Source organism: Lactococcus nasutitermitis (genome assembly GCF_018403765.1).
In the GTDB taxonomy this organism is placed as follows: Bacteria; Bacillota; Bacilli; order Lactobacillales; family Streptococcaceae; genus Lactococcus; species Lactococcus nasutitermitis.
On sequence record NZ_BOVQ01000006.1, the window covers coordinates 162,444 to 184,261 of the forward strand.

A 21,818-nucleotide genomic window follows, 5' to 3' on the forward strand; every position below is an offset into this window, starting at 1 on the left:
CAGTTTTGTCAAAAATATTTTTTATAATGAACGAGAAGAACATATTCTATAATTAAGAAAAAATATATTATATATTATATATTCAAATAATAATAATTTTTTGCGGTGCGTATGCACTAAAGGTTTTTGACAGTTCTGTCAAAAATCATAACGGTCATCTTTTTTATAATTTTTAAAGTTTTTACTGATAAAAATTATAAAGAGCAAAAGAACAAGACCAGAAACAATCAAAATACTGCCAGAATTTAAATGGTCATAAACAAAGCCATACATCAATAAACCAATAGGAACGAGTATTTGAGCGAAAGTGTCAATGATTGAAAAAGTTCTTCCTTGTATCTTTTCAGAAATATTTTTTTGCAAAAATGTCAACATGGGAATTTGGCTCACACCCTGACCAGCTCCCAGCACAAGTCCACAGAGTAAAAATGTGAGAGCGATAAAAATGATATTTCTCACATCTAAAAATGCGAAAACACCAAATAGAATAATACTCAAAGCAACCAAGCTGTACGAAATGCGCAAAGTATCTAAGAGATGAATTTTTTTCAAATGTTGTGAAATAAAACTAGCTAAAATCATGCCAATAGGTAGTCCCGTTTCGATAATTCCCAAAAGTTTGGTATTGCCTGCAAATTGATGAGTGATAAAATAAGGAATACCAATATTAACAGCAGCCAAAATGAAATTAAGAGAAACCATTACTAGCATTAAAGATAGAATTAACTGTTTTTGAAAAAGAAAACGAAGCACATCGTGAAAAGAAATTTTTTCATCGGAGCTTGCTTGAGCTGTCGCAGCAGTTGTTTTCTTGATTGTTAATGATAGAGTAACAAAAAGAACTAAAACTGCGCTGAAAATTTCAATAAGAGCAAAAAAGCGAACGCTTACAAAAACTAATAAAAAGCCAGCTAAAGGAGGCGCAATGATGGAAAATGTTGTTGAAATTCCTTGTTGAATTCCATTGATTTTCATCATTTCTTCATCATTATCGGCAATTTCAGCAACAGAAGCGAACATTGTCAGCAAAAACAAAATATTTGCGAGCGAAAGAGCTATTGTTAACAAAATATAAACAACAAGGTTGTGATAAGGTTGAATGAAGAAAATCAATAATGACACGATTTCAAAAATTTGTGCGACAAGCAATAAATGCTTATGATTTTTTCGGTCAACAAGCGTTCCTATAAAAGGCATGGCAATCAGTGCTACCAAAGATGAAAGCATGATTATGAGTGCAAAGTCAGTGGCATGACCTGTTTCTCGCAGAACGTGCCAATCTATCATATAGCTCAACGCTTGACTTGTTAGATTTCCGAAAAGAAATATTGAGAATATTTTTACGAGTTTAGTGTTCATTGCAAATGCTCCTTCAAATTTTTTAACGCTACAATAATAGCGCTGGCGAGTGTTTTTTGCTCAAAAATAAGTTCTTTAGGTAGAGAGCCTTTGGCAGATACTTTATAGTCTAGGGCAAGAAAATTAACAGTTTCAAGAAAATCATGTAAAATAGATTTTTGTCCCATATACATCTGGATATTGAGCAAATAATTATATTCAAATAACTTCCCATGAGTATATTCAGAAATATTGGAATGCAAGTTTTTCATGGCATTAAATAGTCTTAAATAATCAGTTTCAGTCAGTTCTACATTTTTTTCCATAAAAGCATAAGATGTTGTAAGGAATATTAATTGATCAAGATGATAAGTTACTTCCCTATAAAATTTACTGTATATTGCTTTTTTTAACTGATTTAACTCGGCTTGATAGTGTTCAGATATTTTATAATCTAGTATATCTACTAAAAATTGATTTGCAAGCCCTTCGTTGAGATAAGAATTTGACTGGAATAAATAAAACTCTTTATCTAGTTGATAATTAGTAAAACAATGTCCCAACTCATGAAGGAGAGTTATTACTGCATCATAACTATTGTCAAAGGTTGAATAAACAAAATGTTCATCTAAGCTCGTTATATAAAGTGTTTTGCCAAAAATATCTTTTGAAATTTCTAAATTTATGTGATTATCTTCCAATAATTTATCAAAAATTTTTGAAAATCTTTGATTGTTCTGCAATAGTAAGCAATGAATAAAATCCAGACATTTTTCATCGCTTCCAAAATCTACTTTTCCCTCAGGCTTATAATCGAAATAATCTATTTTTTCTTTATCATCAGTATTGATTGTATGATAATTTTCTTCAGATAAATTTTTTATTTCAGATAAAAGCTCTTTATCTCTTTGGGAGAGGCTACTAAAGTAGTTTTTTAAAGAGATAGAAAAACTTTTGAGCAGCTCGGTCTTATTTTCAGTAGCAAAAATATAAAAATATTCTTGGGATGAATAATCAGCAAAATACTTCATTAGTTGATTTTCGGAATAAAAATTTGAGGGCAAAGGGATGGATAAAGTGTTTGTTAGCGATTTTTGACGTTTCGCAAATTGCTCACTAAATATAGCCAAAGAAGTTGTTATGTCAGTGCTCAAATAGGTTGTATCAAGCTGGATGTTGTTGATGAATTTTAAATACTGAGCAAAATTTATTATCTTTTCTTTTTGATTTGTAATATTTTTTAACGGTGTTTTTTCAAAAATACCGGCCAAATTTTTTTGAAATTTTTCACGATTAGAATGATATTCAACAAAGCTTGTTGACATATTTAGTAAGTTAATTTCTAATAATTGATCAAGTGGGGCTAGTTTATAAATGTGATTGACAATAATTCTAGTGATGATACTTCCTAGTAATTGTGAATCAATAATCGTTCCGCGATTTGAAGGATAATGCAAGCTTTTTTCAAAGTGTTCCCAATTTTTAAACGTATAATTTCTAAAATTGGAAAAGTCATCAGAAACTTTATAAACAATACTTTTATTTGTGGAATAGCCAGTTGATAGATAAACTTTCTTTTTTATTTCGATAAATTTTATGAGTTGGGTCACTAATTCTTTTGTTTTTGTATCTGAGCAGTCAATTATAAAATCTGCTTCATAATTTTTATAAATAGTTATGAAATCTTGTATCGTGTTGATAAATGTTTTTTGAAGGACAATGTTCGGCAAAAAAAGCGAGTGCTGTTCGATATAGCCTTTGATTACTTCAACCTTTTCTTTTCCAACATCTTTGTTTTCAAATATAGTTTGAGCAATAACATTTTTCATTTCAACTTTATCAAAATCTATTAAACAAAAATTAGTAAACCCCATTTTTACAAGACTTTGAACAACTCCAGAGCCAACAGTACCACAACCGATGATTAGAATTTTAGTATCGAAAACCTTGTTGAATGTTGTTGAGCCATACGTCTCGTAGAAATTATTCAACCTAATCATCTTTTCATCTACTTCATCTACTTCATGAAATTCTTTTAATATGTTATTTTGCTTGAGAACAATAATAAGTGCTTCTAATTCGTCTTGTGACAGTTTGATATCGGGAAAGTCATCTTCATTTTTGGGTTCTTCATACCATGAAATTAAACATTCCCAAACCTCTTTAGTGTATCGGTGTAATTTTTTATAATTGCTATCGTAGAAGAATAAGCCATTTTCATCTATCGAAAGGTATTTTGCCTTATTAATGATTAACATAGTGCCTCCTAAAATAAAATGCCAGAAATCATAAAAATTTTCTGGCATAAAGTTTTTTTATTCAACAATGATGAATAATTTTTATCATCAGCAAAGAATGACACAGTAACATTTATCAGCATTTTCATCAATGCGTTCAACATCGTCCATGATTTCATCAACGAGTAATTCAATAAAATCTTCTTTTTCCAAAAAGCTCATCTCCTTTCACATTGCTCTGTGCACGCAAGCAATGATGCTCAAATTTTCATTTGCAACTGGAAATTTGTTTATTAAAATTATGATTGGTCGAGATGCTGTTCTTTATCAACCACTCAAAGTTTAACTCTTTTATTCAACTTTTGGGAAATTTCTTTAATATATCAAAAAGTATCGATTTCTTTAGTCCAAGCATCCGCTTCGGATTGAAAACCATAATCTTCAAGTGTTTTTATGACTTTTTTTAATTCACTTTTATTCTTGTCGTAGCCTTGTAGATAATGATAATGGGCTTCATGATAGTTCAAAAATAACTTTTCAAGAAAGCAATCAAAGGGAATGCCGATTTCTTTGACGTGATTGATATATTTCAGAGCTTGAGGTAAATTTTTTCTTGTCAACCATGCGTTGATGATATTTAAGAAAGTAGTGATGACCATTGCTTGATTGGTGAGACGTTTATAAAAATTAGTCTTACCAAGAATTAAAGTTCCATAGTATTTTAAAGCATTATCATCGAAAAATGAGGTACAGTTTGAAAATATCCAGAGTTCATATCTGCCCCATTCATCTACGGATTCTAAGTAGTCCATCAAAAATCCAACATCCTCTCTGAAAGGGACAGATTTTTCGACAATAGCGATGATTAACTGAGTGTAAATTTTATTGATTTTATCAAATTTATTTTTTGAGTGCTCTGCTTTATCGCTCCAGAATGTGTGTAGCTTTTTTAAAGCGGTCAGGTCTTTATTTGCATAGGCTTTGGAGACTTCATTTTCAAAGATTTGGTCGGGACGTTGAGAATAATCATTGTACAAATATTCAAATTCATCTAAGTAAACTTTTGAATGGACAAGAATAGTAAAGAATTTATCGACAGAGATGCTATGTTTGCCACTTTCTAGCAAAGAAACCATTGATTCTGAAAATTCTCCACCAGTTACCTCTTTCAAAGTGAGCTTTTTGTTCGCCCGAATCATGGCAACGACTTTCCCGATTCTTGAATTAATTTCTTTTTCCATTTTTCTACCTACTTTTAATATATTAAAAAATTGAAATATTTCTGATGATATTATACAATATAAAAAAGTGCTTGTAAATATAAAAAAACAGCTTTTTTGAGAAAAGCTGTTTTTTATTTGACTATTTTAAATTTATAGGCTTACAAAGCAAAGACACACGTGCCTTCAGGGCTATAAAAGTCTTTTTGGGCGAGTGTGAGTGCGCCAGAATTTTGGTCGCGTTTAAAAAGCGTGAGATTGTCAGAATCTTGGTGTGCGACGAGAATGAAATCTTCTGATTTGTTGAAGTTGAAATCGCGAGGAATGTTTCCCTCAGTAGAAGCCCAGCCGAGAGTTTCAATGCTGGCGCCATCTGTAGCAACTTTGTAGCTGACAATGCTGTCATTGCCACGATTGGAAACGTAGAGGAACTTTCCATCAGCACTCAGGCGAATGGCAGCAACACCGTTGAAACCTGTGTGTGTGTCAGGTAATGTAGTGATTTTTTGCAGTAAATTAAAAGTGCCATTTTCATAAGTCAAGACTTCGACTGTTGAGTCGAGTTCGCAAGCGAGGTAAGCGTGTTTGCCGTCAGCCGAAAAAGTGATGTGGCGGTCGCCAGAACCAGCTTGGGAATGATAAATTTTTGCGTCAGACAATTTGCCGTCAGCACTGACAGCATAAGTATAAACGGCATCATTGCCCAAATCGCAGACAGCGAGACGATTGTCAGGTGTGAGATTGGCGAAATGGCAGAGCGCTCCTTTTTGCTCAGGTTTTGGCCCATGATGGTCTTCGTGTTTTGCAACGTCAGTGAGCTCTAAAGAGCCGTCAGATAAGCGTTTATAAACGCGGACTTCGCCCAGATGATAGTTGGCTGCATAAACAAGATTGCGTGCTTCATCGACAGAGACATAACAGTTAGAAGCGCCTGGAGCTGTGACACTGTTGAGTTTCTCTGCTTTTTTGCCGTCAAATGTGAAGGCTGTTGTGCCACCTTCGCTATTTTCAGAAGCGACAGCGTAGAGATGATCGTGCGCGTCAACTGTGAGATAAGTGGCGCCAGAGATTTCAGCTACGAGTGCAAGATTTGATAGCGTTGCGGTATCTGTATCGAGTTCAACACTGTAAATTCCTTTGCTCTCACGTTTTGTGTAGCCACCGATGAGAAATTTTTCTTTCATATTATATAAGTAAATTTGCTGATGAGAAAATTTACTTTTCCTTTCTTTAATTTTCCACTTATTATTTTAACACAAATAAAGCGTTTTCGCTAAATTTTGATAAGATTTTTTTGACAGAATTGTCAAAAAATCTGAAACGTTTTCTTGAAAAATGGCATCATTTATTGTAAAATAAAGAGCAAATGAGGGGAGAAAAATGCGCGTTTTAATTACGTCTGGTGGGACAACTGAGCGGATTGACGATGTACGTGGTATCAGTAATTTTGCCACAGGAAGCTTGGGAAAAATCACAGCAGAGCAGTTTTTACAAGCTGGTCATGAGGTTTTTTTGCTTGCAAGTGAAACAGCGATTTTGCCAGAAGCAGCGGAAAATCTGACAATTATCCATATCACGACGACTGACAGTCTTGTCAAAAATATGGAAAAGCTTGTGCCAGAAGTGGATGCTGTGGTTCACACAATGGCAGTCAGCGATTATCAGCCAGTGTTTATGACAGCTCTGTCAAATTTTTCAGATGACTTTTCAAAAGATGATTTGCTTCATTTTTCTGCTGAAAAAGTGAGAAAAATCTCATCTAATTCTGATTTTCAGCTCATGTTGTTGAAAAAAACGCCGAAAGTTATTTCTTACATAAAAAAATGGAATCCACAAGTCCAACTTTTTGGATTTAAACTCCTCGCAGGTGTGTCAGAACAAGAACTAGTTGATGTTGCACAGAAAAGTCTTGTCAAAAATCAGGCAGATTTTATCATTGCCAATGACCTTGAAAATATCACGAAAACACAGCATGAAGCCCTGCTCATCAGTTTTGACAGAATTGTCAAAATGCATACAAAGTTAGAAATCGCTCAAAGTATTTTAGAAAAAGCTCAGGAGGCTTATCATGGCTAATATTACCCTTGCTGTCACAGGCAGTATTGCAGCTTACAAAGCGGCAGATATTGTGTCCGCTCTCACAAAGAAAAAGCACAATGTCACAGTACTGATGACGCGCTCAGCCACGCAATTTATCACACCTTTGACCTTGCAAGTTCTGTCAAAAAATAAGGTACACACAGATATCATGGATGAAGAACGTCCAGCCGTGGTTAATCATATTGACCTTGCAAAGCAAACGGAGTTGTTCATTGTTGCTCCAGCCACAGCCGATACTATCAGCCGGCTCGCTCAAGGCGCAGCAAATGATGTCACGGCAGCTGTCGCCCTCGCTCTTCCTGACGAAGCTATCAAAATGCTTGCGCCAGCGATGAATACACAAATGTACAAAAATCCACTCACAGCACGTAATCTCAGCATTCTCAAAGAAATCGGATACGAAGAAATCGAACCAAAAGAAGCGCTACTTGCTTGTGGTGACTACGGCCGAGGCGCTCTTGCAAATGTCGATGAGATTGTCAATGCTGTCCTCAAAAAACTAGAAAAATAAGAAAAAACGGAGAATAAAATGAGAAAATCAAAAGCCTCGGATATCGCAATTCTTGCGATTTTCATTGCGATTATGATTGTGATTCAGCTTTTTAGCCAGATGATTTATAGCGTTTGGCCTTTCCCAATCAAACCCACATTGTTGCATATCCCAGTGATTGTTGCAAGTATCGTTCTTGGCTGGCGCAAAGGTGCTTTTCTAGGATTTATGATGGGGCTGATTTCTTTCATTAATGCCACCATCGTGACATCGCCATCGAGCTTTATGTTTAGCCCACTTCAGCCAATTCCGGGGACAAATCACGGCTCACTTGCCGCATTGATTATCGCCTTTATTCCTCGGATTTTGATTGGAATTTTTCCATATTTCGTTTATAAATTAATGAAAAATCGTACAGGTATTGGCTTGGCAGCATTTGTTGGAACAGCGACAAATACGATTTTGGTACTTGGCTCTATCTTCATTTTCTTTGGAGCAACATTAAAATGGACATTTGGCTACTTGATTGAAAGTATTATTGCCACAAATTCACTCGTAGAAGTACTTTTAGCAGTTATTCTCGTCAGTGCGATTGTGCCAAGTCTTCAAAAAAGCAGAAAATAATTTTTGACAGAACTGTCAAAAAAATTTCTTGTCAAAACACAAAAAATAGTGTATAATAAAAAAGTTGCAGTATCTGCACAGTCATGTACAGACAAAAAGCAACCATTTCACATTTTATCCTGACAATATCGTAGTGCACATTTAGTGTAGCGGTTGCGGCAGACGGATAAAAGAGGAAAAACTATCTTAAAAGGAGACATTCAAATGTCAGTTATTTCAATGAAACAACTTCTTGAAGCCGGTGTTCATTTCGGTCACCAAACACGTCGTTGGAACCCTAAAATGAAACCATACATCTTCACAGAACGTAATGGTATCCACGTTATTGACCTTCAAAAAACAGTAAAACTTGTTGATGAAGCTTACAATTACGTACGTCAAGCATCAGAAAATGGTGCGATTGTACTTTTCGTTGGTACAAAAAAACAAGCTGCTGAAGCTGTTAAAGATGAAGCACAACGTGCTGGTCAATACTACGTCAACCATCGTTGGTTGGGTGGAATGCTCACAAACTGGAACACAATCCAAACACGTGTATCACGCCTTAAATCAATCAACAAAATGGAAGAAGATGGCACATTTGACGTTTTGCCTAAGAAGGAAGTTGTCCTTCTTAACAAAGAACGTGAACGTCTTGAAAAATTCATCGGTGGTATTCAAGATATGCCACGTATCCCAGACTTGATTTACATCGTTGACCCACATAACGAACAAATCGCTGTCAAAGAAGCAAAAACTTTGGGAATCCCAGTTGTTGCTATGGTTGATACAAACGCAGACCCAGAACCTATTGATGTTGTTATCCCTGCAAATGATGACGCAATCCGTGCTGTTAAACTTATCACAGCCAAAATGGCAGATGCTATCATCGAAGGCCGTCAAGGTGAAGATGCAGCAGAAGACTTCGTAGCAGACGAAACAGCTTCAGAAGAATCTCTTGAAGAACTTGCTGAAATCGTAGAAGGCAAATAAGCAACACTATAAACTAAGTCACAACAACAGGCGGAGGCCCTACGCCTCTACCTGTTTTTTGATAAAAAATACTTTTGACAGTTCTGTCAAAACACATAAAACATTTTTGACAAAACTGTCAAAAATAAACGACAAGGAGAAATATAAAAATGGCAGTAACAGCAGCTCAAGTAAAAGAATTGCGTGAAAAAACTGGTGCAGGTATCATGGATGCAAAAAAAGCACTTGTTGAAACAGACGGCGACATGGAAAAAGCAACAGAATTGCTCCGTGAAAAAGGTATCGCCAAAGCTGAAAAGAAAGCTGACCGCGTTGCAGCAGAAGGCTTGACAGGTATCGCAGTCAAAGGAAATGTCGCAGCACTTGTTGAAATCAATTCTGAAACAGACTTCGTTGCTAAAAACGACCAATTCGTAGCACTTGTAAAAGAAACAGCAGAACTCATCGCAGCGAACAAACCAGCTGACAATGATGCGGCGCTTGCTCTCAAAAATGCTGAAGGCGTTGCGCTTGCCGATGCTTATGTTCACGCTACAGCAACTATCGGAGAAAAAATCTCATTCCGTCGTTTCGCTCTCGTTGAAAAAACAGACGAACAACATTTCGGAACTTACCAACATAATGGCGGACGTATCGGAGTGATTACCGTTCTTGAAGGTGCAGATGAAAGTCTTGCAAAATCAGTAGCAATGCACGTTGCCGCAATGCACCCAACCGTTCTTTCATACACAGAACTCGCTCCAGAGTTTGTTCATGATGAACTTGCACAAATCAACCACAAAATTGAGCAGGACAATGAAAGCCGCGCAATGGTTGACAAACCAGCTTTGCCACTTCACCAATACGGCTCAAAACTTCAACTCACAGATGAAATCATCGCCAAAGCAGAAGAAGACATCAAAGCAGAGCTCAAAGCCGAAGGCAAACCAGAAAAAATCTGGGATAAAATTCTTCCAGGTAAAATGGGACGTTTCATCCTTGACAACACAAAAGTTGACCAAGAATACACGCTTCTTGCACAACTTTACGTCATGGACGACAGCAAAACGGTAGAAGAATTCCTCAAGTCAGAAAACGCTCAAGTTATCAACTTTGCACGTTTTGAAGTTGGCGAAGGTATCGAAAAAGCAGAAAATGACTTCGCAGCAGAAGTAGCCGCACAAGCAGGCATGAACTAAGCAAATAATAAAAAAGATAAAAAATGGATTTTCCTTGCGAAAATCCATTTTTTATCTTTTTCGCAGAAAACTCCAAATACCATCATCAATTTCGGACAAAAATATCAAAAATCTCATAAAAAAAACATAGAAAATTTTAACCGATAGTGTATTTATTTAACATTATATGCTATAATTAAAGATGAGATTTTGTAGTTTCATAAATCTATAATCAAAGAAAAACGAAATTCGAGCCTATTATATCAGGAAGTAATTGAATAACATGAGGCTCAAAAACTCTTACTTGCGCCAAAGAGTGCCAGTAAGCTAAACAAACAAATTTGGAGTAAGCCAAACCCATGTCACATACCATTATTATTTTAGTTATTGTAATCGTCGTTATCCTTGCCATTTTCTACGCTTTTGCGATGATTATGCGAAAAAGAACTGAAGACCGTATCTTGGACTTAGAAGAACGTAAGGAAGCTCTGTTTGACCTTCCCGTCCAAGAAGAAATCGACAGAATTAAACAAATGCACCTCGTTGGACAATCTCAAACAGTTTTTCGCGAGCAAAATCAAAAATGGATAGACCTTTCTTCCAATTCATTTGCCGACCTAGAAAATCATATTTTTGAAGCCGAACAACTTAATGATTCTTTCCACTTTTTCCGCGCCCGCGAGTCTGTTTCAGACAGTGAAGGACAGATTGAAGTGATGGAGCAAGAAGTTGAAGACATCCGCAAAGGAATGGAAGCTTTAACTGAACAAGAAAAATCCAACTCAAACAAAATTCAAGAATCACTAGATTTGTACGAAGCGCTCCACAACGATATCACAGACAATGCAGATACATTTGGCAGTGTGATTAGTGAAATTGAAAAACAACTAGACAATATCGAAACAGAATTTTCTCAATTTGTTACCCTCAATTCCACAGGAGACCCAATTGAAGCTGCAGAAGTTTTAGAAACAGCCGAAGAACACACCATCGCTCTCCGCGCAATCACAGAACACATTCCAGAATACATCAACACTCTGGATAAAGATTTGCCAAAACAAATCGAAGGATTAGAAGAAGCCTACGAAAAATTCAAAGTTGAAGATTATACTTTGCCAGAAAGTGTTAATGTTGACGAAAAGATAGAAAATATCAAAACAACAGTTGCAACAGCAAAAGAATTCCTCGAACAATTTGAATTAGAAAAAGTAGAAAACGAACTTGTCAATATCCAAGACAAGATTGACGACCTCTACAATGTCTTTGAAAGAGAATACGGCGCACGACGTAATGTTGAAAAACGCGCAGTTGTCCTCAAAGACTACATTGACCATACACGTGCCAATAATAAAAATCTCCTTCTTGAGATTGACCATGTGACTCAGTCTTACGTCCTTTCCGGCAATGAAAAAGGCTATGTTCGTGGATATCAAGAGCATTTAGATATCTTAGATACAGAAGTAGATGAACTTCTTCAAGATATTGAAGAAAAGCAAATTCCTTACTCTACACTTTCACGTAAAGTGAACGCAATCGTAGATACTTTAGAAGATATTGAAAAAAATCAGCTTAAAATTAGCAACATCCTCACAAGCTTAAAAGATGAAGAAAAAGCAGCCCAAGAAATTGCCGACAAATTTGATTCAGAACTTCGCACAATCAAACGTTATGTAGAAAAATGTAACCTGCCAGGCTTGCCAAAAGATTATCTTGATTTATTCTTCATGACCAGCGACCGTATTCAAAACCTTTTCAAAGAACTTGGACGTATTCGCTTAAATATTGATAGCATCAATCATATCGTTGACGTTTCAACAGAAGATATGCACGTCTTAAAAGATACAACAGACCAATTAGTTGACCATGCAGTTCTTTCAGAACAACTCATGCAATATGCCAACCGATATAAAGCAACAGATGAACGTGTAGCACTAGGAATTTCCAGAGCACTTCAATATTTTGAACGCAACCAAAATTATGACGCTTCCTTTGAAGAAATTTCTAAAACGCTAGAACTCGTAGAACCTGGCGCAGTAGAGCGTATTTCCAGAGTTTATTTCAACGACAAAGCAAAACCAGAATACAGATAATAAATCACTAAATCGCAAGTCTCACTTGCGATTTTTTAAAAAAGAATAACTAAAGATGATAAAAAAAGTAACGATTAAAGACGTTGCGCACATAGCAGGAGTTTCTGTGAGCGCAGTCTCTCGCGTCTTCAATAATTATGGAGATATTAGCGAAGAAACCAGAAAAAAAGTCTATCAAGCCGCACAAATCTTGGATTATACTCCAAATAATGCAGCACGCCAATTATCCAGCAAAAAAAAGAGAATAATCGCCCTTATTCTCAATGAAATCAACGTCACACCAGGTGTGGCAATGCCACTAGAAATATTAGGTGGTGTCAACGACTATCTGGATAAAACAGACTATGAATTTGTTTTTTATGCAACAAATTCAAATAAACAAAAGCAGAAAAGTCTCAAACAATTTTGTTCAGAGCGAGATATTTCAGGATTGATTATCCAAGGATTACGAGTGACAGACCCGTATTATGAAGAATTAAAAAATTTCCCACTTCCTGTTGTAGCGATTGATCTTTTGTTACAAAATGAAAAAGTTGGAAGTGTTTCTATTGATAATCAAGCAGCGGCAGCAGAAGTTACAACACGTCTTATCAAAGCTGGCGCCCAAAATGTTCTTTTTGTTAATGGTACAAAAGAGGCAATCGTCTCCCAACTCCGAGAAAAAGGTTATCGTTCAGCTACTCGAAATCCAAAAGTAATTTATGCTGAATTTTCAGAAGAATTTGCTTACAAAATGATTTTAAATTATCCTTCATTGGAGAGCGTTGATGCTATTTTTGCTGCGAGTGACCTTATGGCAATAGGAATTATCAAAGCCTTGCGAGAAAGAAATATAAATAAAAAAATAGCTATCGTAGGTTTTGATGACATTACTTTGGCTAGTTATATCACACCTACACTAACAACTGTTCGCCAAGATATTAAAAAAATTAGTCAAGAAGCAGCAAAAGACCTTCTTCTACAAATAGAACACGGGGAAATAAAAAAACATACGGTTCCTTATGCAATTATTGTCAGAGAAAGTGCAGATATTTAAAGTTAAAAAATGTAAACGTTATAAAAAATTAACTCATTTGACTTATAAAATTCTACAGAGTGATTGACATATGAAAGCGGTTAAGTTATAATTAAAGAGAACTAAAACGTTTTAGGAGTTCTTGAAATGAAAAAATTACTATTTGTCCAGAGAATATTGGCAAGTCTGATTGATTTAATTATCATCTATATTCCTTTTTTACTCTTGGCAAACTTCTTATTCAAATCAGCAACCCTATTGCCACTTGTCAATCTACTTGCAGCCCTCTTATTTGTGATTTACAACATGATTGCCATAAGCAGCTTTGAAGGTCAAAGTCTAGGGAAATATTTTGCAAAACTACAAGTTGAAATTTTCTCATCTACAACGAGCAAAAAATCAGTAAAACTCATGGAAGTCGGACAAAGAGAAGTGGCAAAAATATTATATTTTTTGCCACTGGCTGGGCCTATTGTTGCAGTGATTAGCTTTATTTGTTATCTGACTAAGGGAAAGTTTTTACATGATATCATCGGACACAGTACAGTAGTCATCAGGACAAAAGGAGTAAGAGAAAGCCATGACAGTTGAAAAGATAGCAACTTTCCCTCTCATTACAATGTTTCTCTTGACAGTAATTGTTGCTTACGGTATTGCTTGGTATTATCGAACTGATTATGAACCAGCAAAAATGATAAAAGCCTACTTGATATATGCCCCTATCTTTGCAGTGATAAGTATATTTTTACAATTAAAAATAGTACTAATCATTGGAATTTACATTTTTGGAGCAGTAATTTTGATTTTTAGAAATCAACATTACTTTGATAAATAAAAAATTGTTATAACTAATACTAAAACGTTTTAGTTAAAAGAAAATGAGGATAAAATGCCAGCTTTAATGAATTATAATAAGGAAAAACCCTGGGTAATTGAACAAAAAGGTTTTGAACAACAATATCTTGGAAAAACAGAAAGTGTAATGGCACTTGGAAATGGCTACTTAGGCACTCGAAGCAGTGAAGAAGAAAGCTATATCGGTGAAAAGCGAGATACCTTTGTAGCAGGAACTTTTAATAACTTTGATGAAAACGAAGTAACAGAACTTCCCAATGTACCTGATATGTGGGCGCTAGAAATACTTATAAATGGTGAACTTTTCTCTCTGAGTCAAGGAAGTGTAACAAATTATTCTAAACAACTCAATTTAAAAAATGGTCTATTAACAAGAAGTTTTATTTGGACATTTAAAGATATCCAGCTACAATTCAAGTTTTTACGCTTTGTATCAATGGCACGCAAACATCTCATGGCAAGCCAGCTTACACTCAATAATTTAACCCAAAAAACAATAAATATCCAAATAAAATCTGGAATTAACGGACAGGTTTCCAATGAAGGCAGTCAACATTTTACAGATGGAGAAAAAGGTCTGATGAATGGCAAGTTCATTCAAATGATGCCAAGAACCACTCACAGCAATATCCAATTTATACAAACCGTTCATCATCTATTGTCAAAATCAGCAACAGAACGTCCAGAAACAGAACGACGTGCATTTTTTATGAATTATAACTTCATTTTAAATAGTGAAGAAATTATAAGTTTTGAAAAACGTGCATCCATCTATACTTCAATAGACAATGATTTAAAAGATAAATCTCTCACAGCTTTACGCCAAACAGCCGTTGCAGAATTACAAAATATAGATAAAAAAGATTTTGACGAACTATTAGCAGAGTCAACAAACACTTGGCAAAAAATTTGGGACAAGCATCCAATTACTATACAGAGTAAAAATTTTAAAGACCAGTTAGCTATTCGTTTTGCAAAATATCATCTTCATGCGATGGTACCTGCTCATGATGAACATATGAATATTGGAGCGAAAGGTTTATCTGGTGAAGGTTACAAAGGTCATGCGTTTTGGGACACAGAAATCTTTATGCTTCCTTACTTCAACTTTACACATCCAGATATCGCAAAAAATCTTGTTACTTATCGTTATTTAGGACTTGATGGCGCTCATAAAAAGGCAATTTCAAATGGTTATAGAGGAGCGCAGTATCCTTGGGAAGCAGCAAAACCAGCAGATGGAGAAGTGACCCCAATCTGGGGAGCTGCTGATATTGTCACAGGTCAAGCAACCAAAATTTGGTCAGGTTTCATTGAACAACACATTACGTCTGATGTTGCTTTCGGAATTAAACAATATATTGATGTCACAGGAGATGACGATTTTGAGGAAGAAAAAGGCGATGAGATTTTACTAGATACAGCACAGTTTTGGGCAAGTCGATTGGAATATAATTCTAAGCAAAACTATTACGAAATTGACAACGTCATTGGGCCAGACGAATACAAAGAACACGTCAATAATAATAGTTATACCAATTATACAGCTCATTGGAATATGACCTATGCTATCCAACTCATTGAACATTTGAAAAAAAATAAATCGCCAATATATAAAAAACTCAATAAAAAATTTAATCTTGTCAAGCTAAAAGAAGAACTAGAAGAAAAATCAACTAAAATTTTTCTACCACAACCTACAAAAGCAGGAATTATTCCTCAAGATGATAGTTATCTGAATAAAAAACTTCTTGATTTGACAAAGTATAAAGAAAAAGATGGTGTTGATAGTCTTTTTCACGATTACAATTTAGAACAAGTCAATCAAATGCAAATTACAAAGCAAGCCGATGTTCTCTTACTTATGCTCCTTTTTGAAGGACTGTTTGATAAAGAATTAAAATTAAAAAACTTTGATTACTATGAGCCCAAAACAACACACGATAGCTCACTTAGTCTTTCTACACATGCTATTCTTTCTGCCGATTTAGGAAAACTAGATAAGTCCTATGATTTCTTCAATAAAGCAATCAATATTGATATGGGAGAATACATGAAGTCGTCAGATGCAGGTATTCACGCAGCAAGTCTAGGTGGCATCTGGCAAATGATTGTCATGGGATTTGGGGGTGTTCGTATGATTGATAGTAAACTTCGAATTGAACCACATTTACCTAAAGATTGGCAACATCTGGATTACGGTTTTGACTATCATGGAGAAAGTATCCACGCAGAAGTTGAACCAGATAAACTGACACTCATTAAAGCAGATGATGGACAGTCAATCACATTTCTACATAATGGTAAAGAATATACTTTACAAAACACGGTAACAATCACGCTGTAATACACAGCATATATAAAATTTCATTTATACCTAGGAGGAAAATAAAAATGAAAACATGGAAAAAAGTAGCACTTGGCGGAGCATCTGTCATGGCAATCGCAACACTTGCAGCTTGTGGCAACTCAGCATCATCAAGTAAAAATTCAAGCACTAACTTCAAAGGTCAAACTTTGAAAATTGGAACATGGGCTGGTTCTCCCCAAGAAACAACAGCGATGAAAAAGCAAATTAAGAACTTTGAGAAGAAAACAGGAGCAAAAGTTGTCAACAAAGTTTACACGAACATCAATCAACAACTTCCTGCGGACTTCTCAGCCCATACAGCACCTGATGTTTTCTACGTTGACAGCTCAATGTTTCCATTTTACAATAAAGAAGGTGTGCTTCAACCTTTGAAATCTTCTGATGGTTACAAGTTCAGTGATTTCTATAAAACACAACTAGATGCTTTTAAGTCAGGTAGCAAAGTTTACGGTATCCCAAAAGATATGTCAACTCTTGCCTATCTTGTCAATCTTGATATGTTAAAGAAAAGTGGAGTAAGCCAGAGCGATATTCCAACTTCTTACGAAGGCTTAGTCAAATGGTTGCCAGGCATTCAAGCAAAATTAGATGCAGCTTATGGAAAAGGAAAAGTTTCAGCCTTTGGTTACGACCAAGACCTTGCCCGTCTTTTCCCAATCGTCAGCGCAAGCAATCCTAGTTTTATCAAAGATAAAGGAAATGGCAACTCAAATCTTTCGAGTTCCAAAACTTTATCCAATCTTGATATTTTGACTCAACTTACAAAAACAGGAGCAACAGCAACACCACAATCAATAGGTTCATCTAATGATGGGGAAGCATTTGGTACAGGGAAAGTTCTCATGATTGACGATGGAAACTGGGATTATCAAACCCTTCAACAACAATACAAGATGGAACCAGGCAAAAACTTTGCCATTCTCCCAATGTTTACTTACAATGGCAAAAAAGAAACAATGTCTTACACAGTTGGTTGGGCGGAATCCAAACAATCTAAAGAACAAAGTCTCGCAAATAAGTGGATTCAATACGTCACAGGAAAAGCTGGTATGACGATTGATGCTGACAATACGGGTGTTCTTCCTACACGAAGTGACTTAAAAGCAAAAGTTATCAATGGTGATAAGCAACTTGAAGTCTTTGCTAATGAAGTTGGATATGCTACACCATGGCAATATGGAACATCGCTTGTTGATGTTCAAACATCATTTAATAACTTCTTGCCAAGTGCATTATCAGGCAAAACATCACTTTCTAGTGCAATGAAAAAAGCAGATGCCCAAGCCAATACAGCAATTAAGAATGGCAATTAAGTAATGAATTTAAATAAGGATGCTAAGGGCTAGCCCTTACTCCTTTTTATAAAAAGGAGTGCTTATCATGGAGCAAACCAAATCTACAAAAAAGAAACGCTCACGTCGTCAGACATCAGAAATGTTACAAGGTTATGGATTTTTAATACCAGCAGGTGTTATCGCAGCTATCTTTTTTATCTACGCAGTTGTATTTGCTGTTTATATGTCTTTTAATAAAGTCAATATGCTGACAAACAACTATTCATGGAATAACTTTCAAAATTATATCAATATTTTCTCAGACCCTACAGTCAAGATAGCATTAGAAAATACTTTAGGTTTTGTCGCGATTGTCGTTCCTTGTCAAACAATAATTTCCTTAGTGATTGCTTATGTGTTGAGTTCACGCGGTGTAAAAGGAAAGTCAATTTTTCGTCTGATATACTTCTTGCCAACCTTGACAAGCTCAGCAGCATTAACTTTAATTTTTATGTTTTTGTTCAATGTTAATGGACCTATCAATCAATTATTTATCGGAATGGGATTATATCATACACCAATCAATTTTTTAAATGAACCTTTTTGGTCGATGAAAGTCATCGTTGCGATGAATATCTGGTCAACCGTTCCATTTTATATGACCATTTATTTGGCTTCATTGGTTGATTTGCCTTACTCACTCTATGAAGCAGCAATGATAGATGGAGCAAGTGCTTGGCAGCGCCTGCGCTATATCACTGTCCCATATTTACGCCCTATTACGACTTATGTTCTTTTAACTGGGATTATTGGAACTTTCCAAATGTTTGACCAAGCTTATATTTTTTCTGGAGGAACTGGAGGACCATCTAACTCTACTCTAACGTTGGCTCTTTTGATTTATCAATATGCGACGACAGGATTGGGTTCAGGCATTGGTTATGCAGCAGCAATCGCTGTGTTACTGGGAATTTTGATTTTTGTTGTTAGTCGTATCGCAGAAAAACTCAATGGAGGACTTGCAAAATGACAAATAAAAGTTCAAAAGCAACCGCACTTAAAGTATTGCTCTACGTCATTCTTATTATCTATGCTTTGACAACACTTTATCCATTTCTCTGGGCGATTTCAGCAAGTTTTGAACCTTTGCGCGTGATTGTATCGGGTTCAATGAGTTTAATTCCTAAAGAATTTACTTTTTCGAATTATCAACAAATCTTTTCATCAGGTTCAGCATCATTTCCACAATGGTTTTTGAACTCTGTGATTATCTCAGTGATTGGAACAGCAATCAATATATTTTTTAACTCAATGGCAGGTTATTCATTGGCACGATTGAGTTATCCAGGACGTGATAAGATATATTATGCTTTTCTAGCTTTGATGATGGTGCCAGGACAAGTACTACTCGTACCAAATTATGTCTTATTGACAAACTTAGGTATGATTGATACTTTGACTTCAATGATTATTCCATCAGCGATTAATATTTCATTTATTTTCATGATGCGTCAGTTTTTCCTGAGCTTTCCCAAAGATGTTGAAGAAGCAGCACGAATTGATGGTTTGAGTAGTACAGGAGTATTTTTCCGTATTGTTATGCCAATGGCAAGACCAAGTATTGCAACCCAAGCAGTGTTTATCTTTATGGGATTTTGGAATAATTTCTCAAATGCTATCTGGTATTTAAAGTCTCCACAAAACTATACACTTACTCAAGGATTGCAAACATTGATTTCATCAGATGGTCATTCTAATTATTGGAATCTTGGTATGGCTGGTTCGGTCATTACCATTATCCCAATTGTTATCATCTACATTATTTTTAATAAATATCTATTGCAAGGTGTAAGGATGGACGGAGAAAAATAAAAAAGAGTCTGCTACTATTGGCAGACTTGTTTGATAGGAGAAAAAATGCAAGATTTTATTTTAACACTTGCCGATTTAGGTAATACAAATACAGGGAATATTGAGACAATTTTTGCACAGGCAAATGGCTTTTTAGGAGTACGCGCAAGTGGTCCGGTTTTAGAGAAAAATGCGACTCCAGGCTCTTTTGTAAATGGTTTTTATGAAAGTAATGAGATTATTTACGGTGAAAATGCTTATGGATATGCAAAAAATCATGAAACAATGGTGAAACTTTTTGATTTACGAACTATTGAAATTAGCCTAATAGATGAAATGTTCTCAAAGTTAGTTCAGCGTGAATTATTCTTAAATATGAAAACGGGAATATTGAATGAAAATTATGTTTATGCAACACCATCAGGAAAGCAAATAAAGATTAGCTTAGAAAGTTTTACTAGTCATGCTAATCGTCATGTTTATGCACAAAAATGGAATATAACAGCATTAAATTTTGAGGGAAATATTAGAGTTATCAAAAATGCTAAGCATATCGCACCTGCAGTAGATAGTGAGTTTGACCCACGAGTGCGTGAAGCAAGCACAAAGTTGGTTTTTGAAAAAAATAAATTAACAACTGTAAATAGCAATTTATCATTATACTTTAAATTTGATGAATACAACGATGAATTTGAGCTGAATAAAGGTCAAACACAGGAATTTGTCCAACTTTATCAATTATCAAGAGAAAATCTGTTTCTTGATATAGATTATGATGATTTAAAAGTTCAGCAAGAACATATTTTTCAAGAATTTTGGGATGTATCTGATATTGAGATAATAGGTGATGATAGATTGCAAAAAGGAATACGGCTTAATCTTTATCATTTATTTAATTCAGCAGGTCGTGATGGAAAAACTAATTTTGCAGCAAAAGGTTTAACTGGTGAAGGCTATGAGGGACATTATTTTTGGGATACAGAAATGTATCTTCTACCATTCTTTATTTACACTCAGCCAGATATTGCCAAAAGCTTGCTTAGTTATCGAGTGAATCAACTTTCTATTGCAAAAGAGCGTGCGAAAGAACTTGACTTTAAGGGAGCGCTGTATCCTTGGCGTGGGATTAGTGGGCATGAAACATCTGCTTATTATCCAGCAGGAACAGCACAGCTTCATATCAATGGAGATATTAGCTATGCTTTTCAACTTTACGAAAAAGTGACAGGAGACCATGAGTTTATTGCACTAGCACGTGATGTTATCTATGAAACAGCAAGATTTTGGATAAGTTACGGTTTTCATAGTTCGCGAGGATTTGAAATTCATGAAGTGACAGGTCCAGATGAATATACAGCTTTAGTTAATAATAATTATTATACAAATAAAATGGCACAAAATAATCTTTACTATGCTTATGAATTGGCAAAGCGTTTTGATGAGAATGAAAAGGAAAGTATTTTTTGGCAACAAGCCGCAAAGCAAATGTATTTTGGATACGATAATAAGCGCAAAATCACACAACAAGATGACAGTTTCCTAAGTAAAGAACCTTGGGATTTTGATGAAACGCCACTACAAAATTATCCTTTACTTTTACATTATCATCCGATGAAGATTTATAAACATCAGGTATTAAAACAAGCGGACACACTTTTGGCACATATGCTTTTTGCTGAGGATATAGAGCAAATGGCGCGCGACTGTGATTTTTATGAACCTCTTACGACACATGATAGTAGTTTATCGCGTGCTGTGCATGGTGTAATAGCGAGTCGCCTTGGTAGGGATAAGCAAGCGTATAGCTTCTTTTCGGATAGTGCAATAATGGATTTGGCAGATATCCAAGGAAATGCAGCTCACGGTATCCATGCTGCCAATATGGGAGGAAGTTGGCTAGGGCTTGTTTACGGATTTGCGGGCTTGCATTTTACATCAGAAGGAGAATTGGCATTTGAAAATCATTTGCCAAGAGAAATTCAAGCAATTAAATTTAAAATTAAATATAAGAATGAGATAAAAGAAGTCTTTTTTGAGCAAAAAGGAAAATAGAATGAGCAAACCATATAATTTTTGAAAAAAATTATATGGTTTTTTTAAGACCATGAAGCTAGGCATATCAAGGGAAGAAAGCAAAAAAAGTTCGGAATAGACGAACAGCAAGGGAAAAAAAATCAAAAATGCGTGCTTAATTCTTGACAGGGGAGTTATAGTTTGATAGAAT

General features: G+C 35.4%; 18 protein-coding genes. 14 read left to right on the plus strand and 4 right to left on the minus strand.

The annotated features are described in order from the left end of the window. Window positions 1–138: 138 nt before the first annotated feature. The 4 genes from KJS36_RS08150 to KJS36_RS08165 all read right to left on the minus strand — a co-directional run bounded on the left by KJS36_RS08150 (window position 139) and on the right by KJS36_RS08165 (window position 5,979). Window positions 139–1,359, minus strand: a complete 1,221-nt coding sequence (locus tag KJS36_RS08150; protein ID WP_213536423.1) for an MFS transporter — start codon at window positions 1,357–1,359, stop codon at window positions 139–141. Continuing rightward, window positions 1,356–3,596: a ThiF family adenylyltransferase gene (locus KJS36_RS08155; protein WP_213536424.1), complete on the minus strand. Its 2,241-nt coding sequence runs from the start codon at window positions 3,594–3,596 to the stop codon at window positions 1,356–1,358. The genes KJS36_RS08150 and KJS36_RS08155 overlap by 4 nt, the downstream gene beginning before the upstream one ends. Window positions 3,597–3,958: 362 nt before the next feature. After that, window positions 3,959–4,816: an Rgg family transcriptional regulator gene (locus tag KJS36_RS08160; RefSeq protein WP_213536425.1), complete on the minus strand. Its 858-nt coding sequence runs from the start codon at window positions 4,814–4,816 to the stop codon at window positions 3,959–3,961. A 140-nt stretch (window positions 4,817–4,956) separates the two neighbouring features. Continuing rightward, window positions 4,957–5,979, minus strand: a complete 1,023-nt coding sequence (locus tag KJS36_RS08165) for a lactonase family protein (protein WP_213536426.1) — start codon at window positions 5,977–5,979, stop codon at window positions 4,957–4,959. 196 nt (window positions 5,980–6,175) lie between these two features. Here KJS36_RS08165 and KJS36_RS08170 point away from each other — a divergent pair, with 196 nt between their 5' ends. From KJS36_RS08170 to KJS36_RS08235, 14 genes are all read left to right on the plus strand, one after another. Then, the gene (locus KJS36_RS08170) at window positions 6,176–6,871 is read left to right on the plus strand and encodes a phosphopantothenate--cysteine ligase (RefSeq protein WP_213536427.1); all 696 of its coding nucleotides are present in this window, start codon (window positions 6,176–6,178) and stop codon (window positions 6,869–6,871) included. Further along, window positions 6,864–7,406, plus strand: coding sequence for a phosphopantothenoylcysteine decarboxylase (coaC, locus tag KJS36_RS08175; RefSeq protein ID WP_213536428.1), 543 nt, complete (start codon window positions 6,864–6,866; stop codon window positions 7,404–7,406). The genes KJS36_RS08170 and coaC overlap by 8 nt, the downstream gene beginning before the upstream one ends. A gap of 18 nt (window positions 7,407–7,424) precedes the next feature. Beyond that, window positions 7,425–8,009 carry an ECF transporter S component gene (locus KJS36_RS08180; RefSeq protein ID WP_213536429.1) on the plus strand — a complete coding sequence of 195 codons (585 nt, stop codon included), beginning with the start codon at window positions 7,425–7,427 and terminating at the stop codon, window positions 8,007–8,009. 204 nt (window positions 8,010–8,213) lie between these two features. Continuing rightward, window positions 8,214–8,981, plus strand: a complete 768-nt coding sequence (gene rpsB, locus KJS36_RS08185) for a 30S ribosomal protein S2 (RefSeq protein WP_213536430.1) — start codon at window positions 8,214–8,216, stop codon at window positions 8,979–8,981. Window positions 8,982–9,130: 149 nt separating this feature from the next. Further along, window positions 9,131–10,159 carry a translation elongation factor Ts gene (gene tsf / locus KJS36_RS08190; RefSeq protein ID WP_213536431.1) on the plus strand — a complete coding sequence of 343 codons (1,029 nt, stop codon included), beginning with the start codon at window positions 9,131–9,133 and terminating at the stop codon, window positions 10,157–10,159. A gap of 338 nt (window positions 10,160–10,497) precedes the next feature. Next, window positions 10,498–12,228, plus strand: a complete 1,731-nt coding sequence (ezrA, locus tag KJS36_RS08195) for a septation ring formation regulator EzrA (protein WP_213536432.1) — start codon at window positions 10,498–10,500, stop codon at window positions 12,226–12,228. Window positions 12,229–12,283: 55 nt separating this feature from the next. Further along, window positions 12,284–13,264, plus strand: a complete 981-nt coding sequence (locus tag KJS36_RS08200; RefSeq protein ID WP_244842839.1) for a LacI family DNA-binding transcriptional regulator — start codon at window positions 12,284–12,286, stop codon at window positions 13,262–13,264. A gap of 126 nt (window positions 13,265–13,390) precedes the next feature. Next, the gene (locus KJS36_RS08205; RefSeq protein ID WP_213536433.1) at window positions 13,391–13,834 is read left to right on the plus strand and encodes an RDD family protein; all 444 of its coding nucleotides are present in this window, start codon (window positions 13,391–13,393) and stop codon (window positions 13,832–13,834) included. Further along, window positions 13,824–14,078 carry a hypothetical protein gene (locus KJS36_RS08210; RefSeq protein ID WP_213536434.1) on the plus strand — a complete coding sequence of 85 codons (255 nt, stop codon included), beginning with the start codon at window positions 13,824–13,826 and terminating at the stop codon, window positions 14,076–14,078. The genes KJS36_RS08205 and KJS36_RS08210 overlap by 11 nt, the downstream gene beginning before the upstream one ends. A gap of 54 nt (window positions 14,079–14,132) precedes the next feature. Beyond that, a complete protein-coding gene (locus KJS36_RS08215; protein WP_244842841.1) occupies window positions 14,133–16,445 on the plus strand; it encodes a glycoside hydrolase family 65 protein in 2,313 nt (770 codons plus the stop codon). A 47-nt stretch (window positions 16,446–16,492) separates the two neighbouring features. Continuing rightward, a complete protein-coding gene (locus KJS36_RS08220; protein ID WP_213536435.1) occupies window positions 16,493–17,782 on the plus strand; it encodes a sugar ABC transporter substrate-binding protein in 1,290 nt (429 codons plus the stop codon). 67 nt (window positions 17,783–17,849) lie between these two features. Next, window positions 17,850–18,773 (plus strand): carbohydrate ABC transporter permease, encoded by a 924-nt coding sequence (locus KJS36_RS08225; RefSeq protein WP_213536436.1) that lies wholly within the window; start codon window positions 17,850–17,852, stop codon window positions 18,771–18,773. Continuing rightward, window positions 18,770–19,615: a carbohydrate ABC transporter permease gene (locus KJS36_RS08230; RefSeq protein ID WP_213536437.1), complete on the plus strand. Its 846-nt coding sequence runs from the start codon at window positions 18,770–18,772 to the stop codon at window positions 19,613–19,615. Before KJS36_RS08225 ends, KJS36_RS08230 begins: the two co-directional genes overlap by 4 nt. A gap of 45 nt (window positions 19,616–19,660) precedes the next feature. After that, complete coding sequence (locus KJS36_RS08235; protein WP_213536438.1) at window positions 19,661–21,646, plus strand: glycoside hydrolase family 65 protein; 1,986 nt, start codon at window positions 19,661–19,663, stop codon at window positions 21,644–21,646. Window positions 21,647–21,818: the final 172 nt, after the last annotated feature.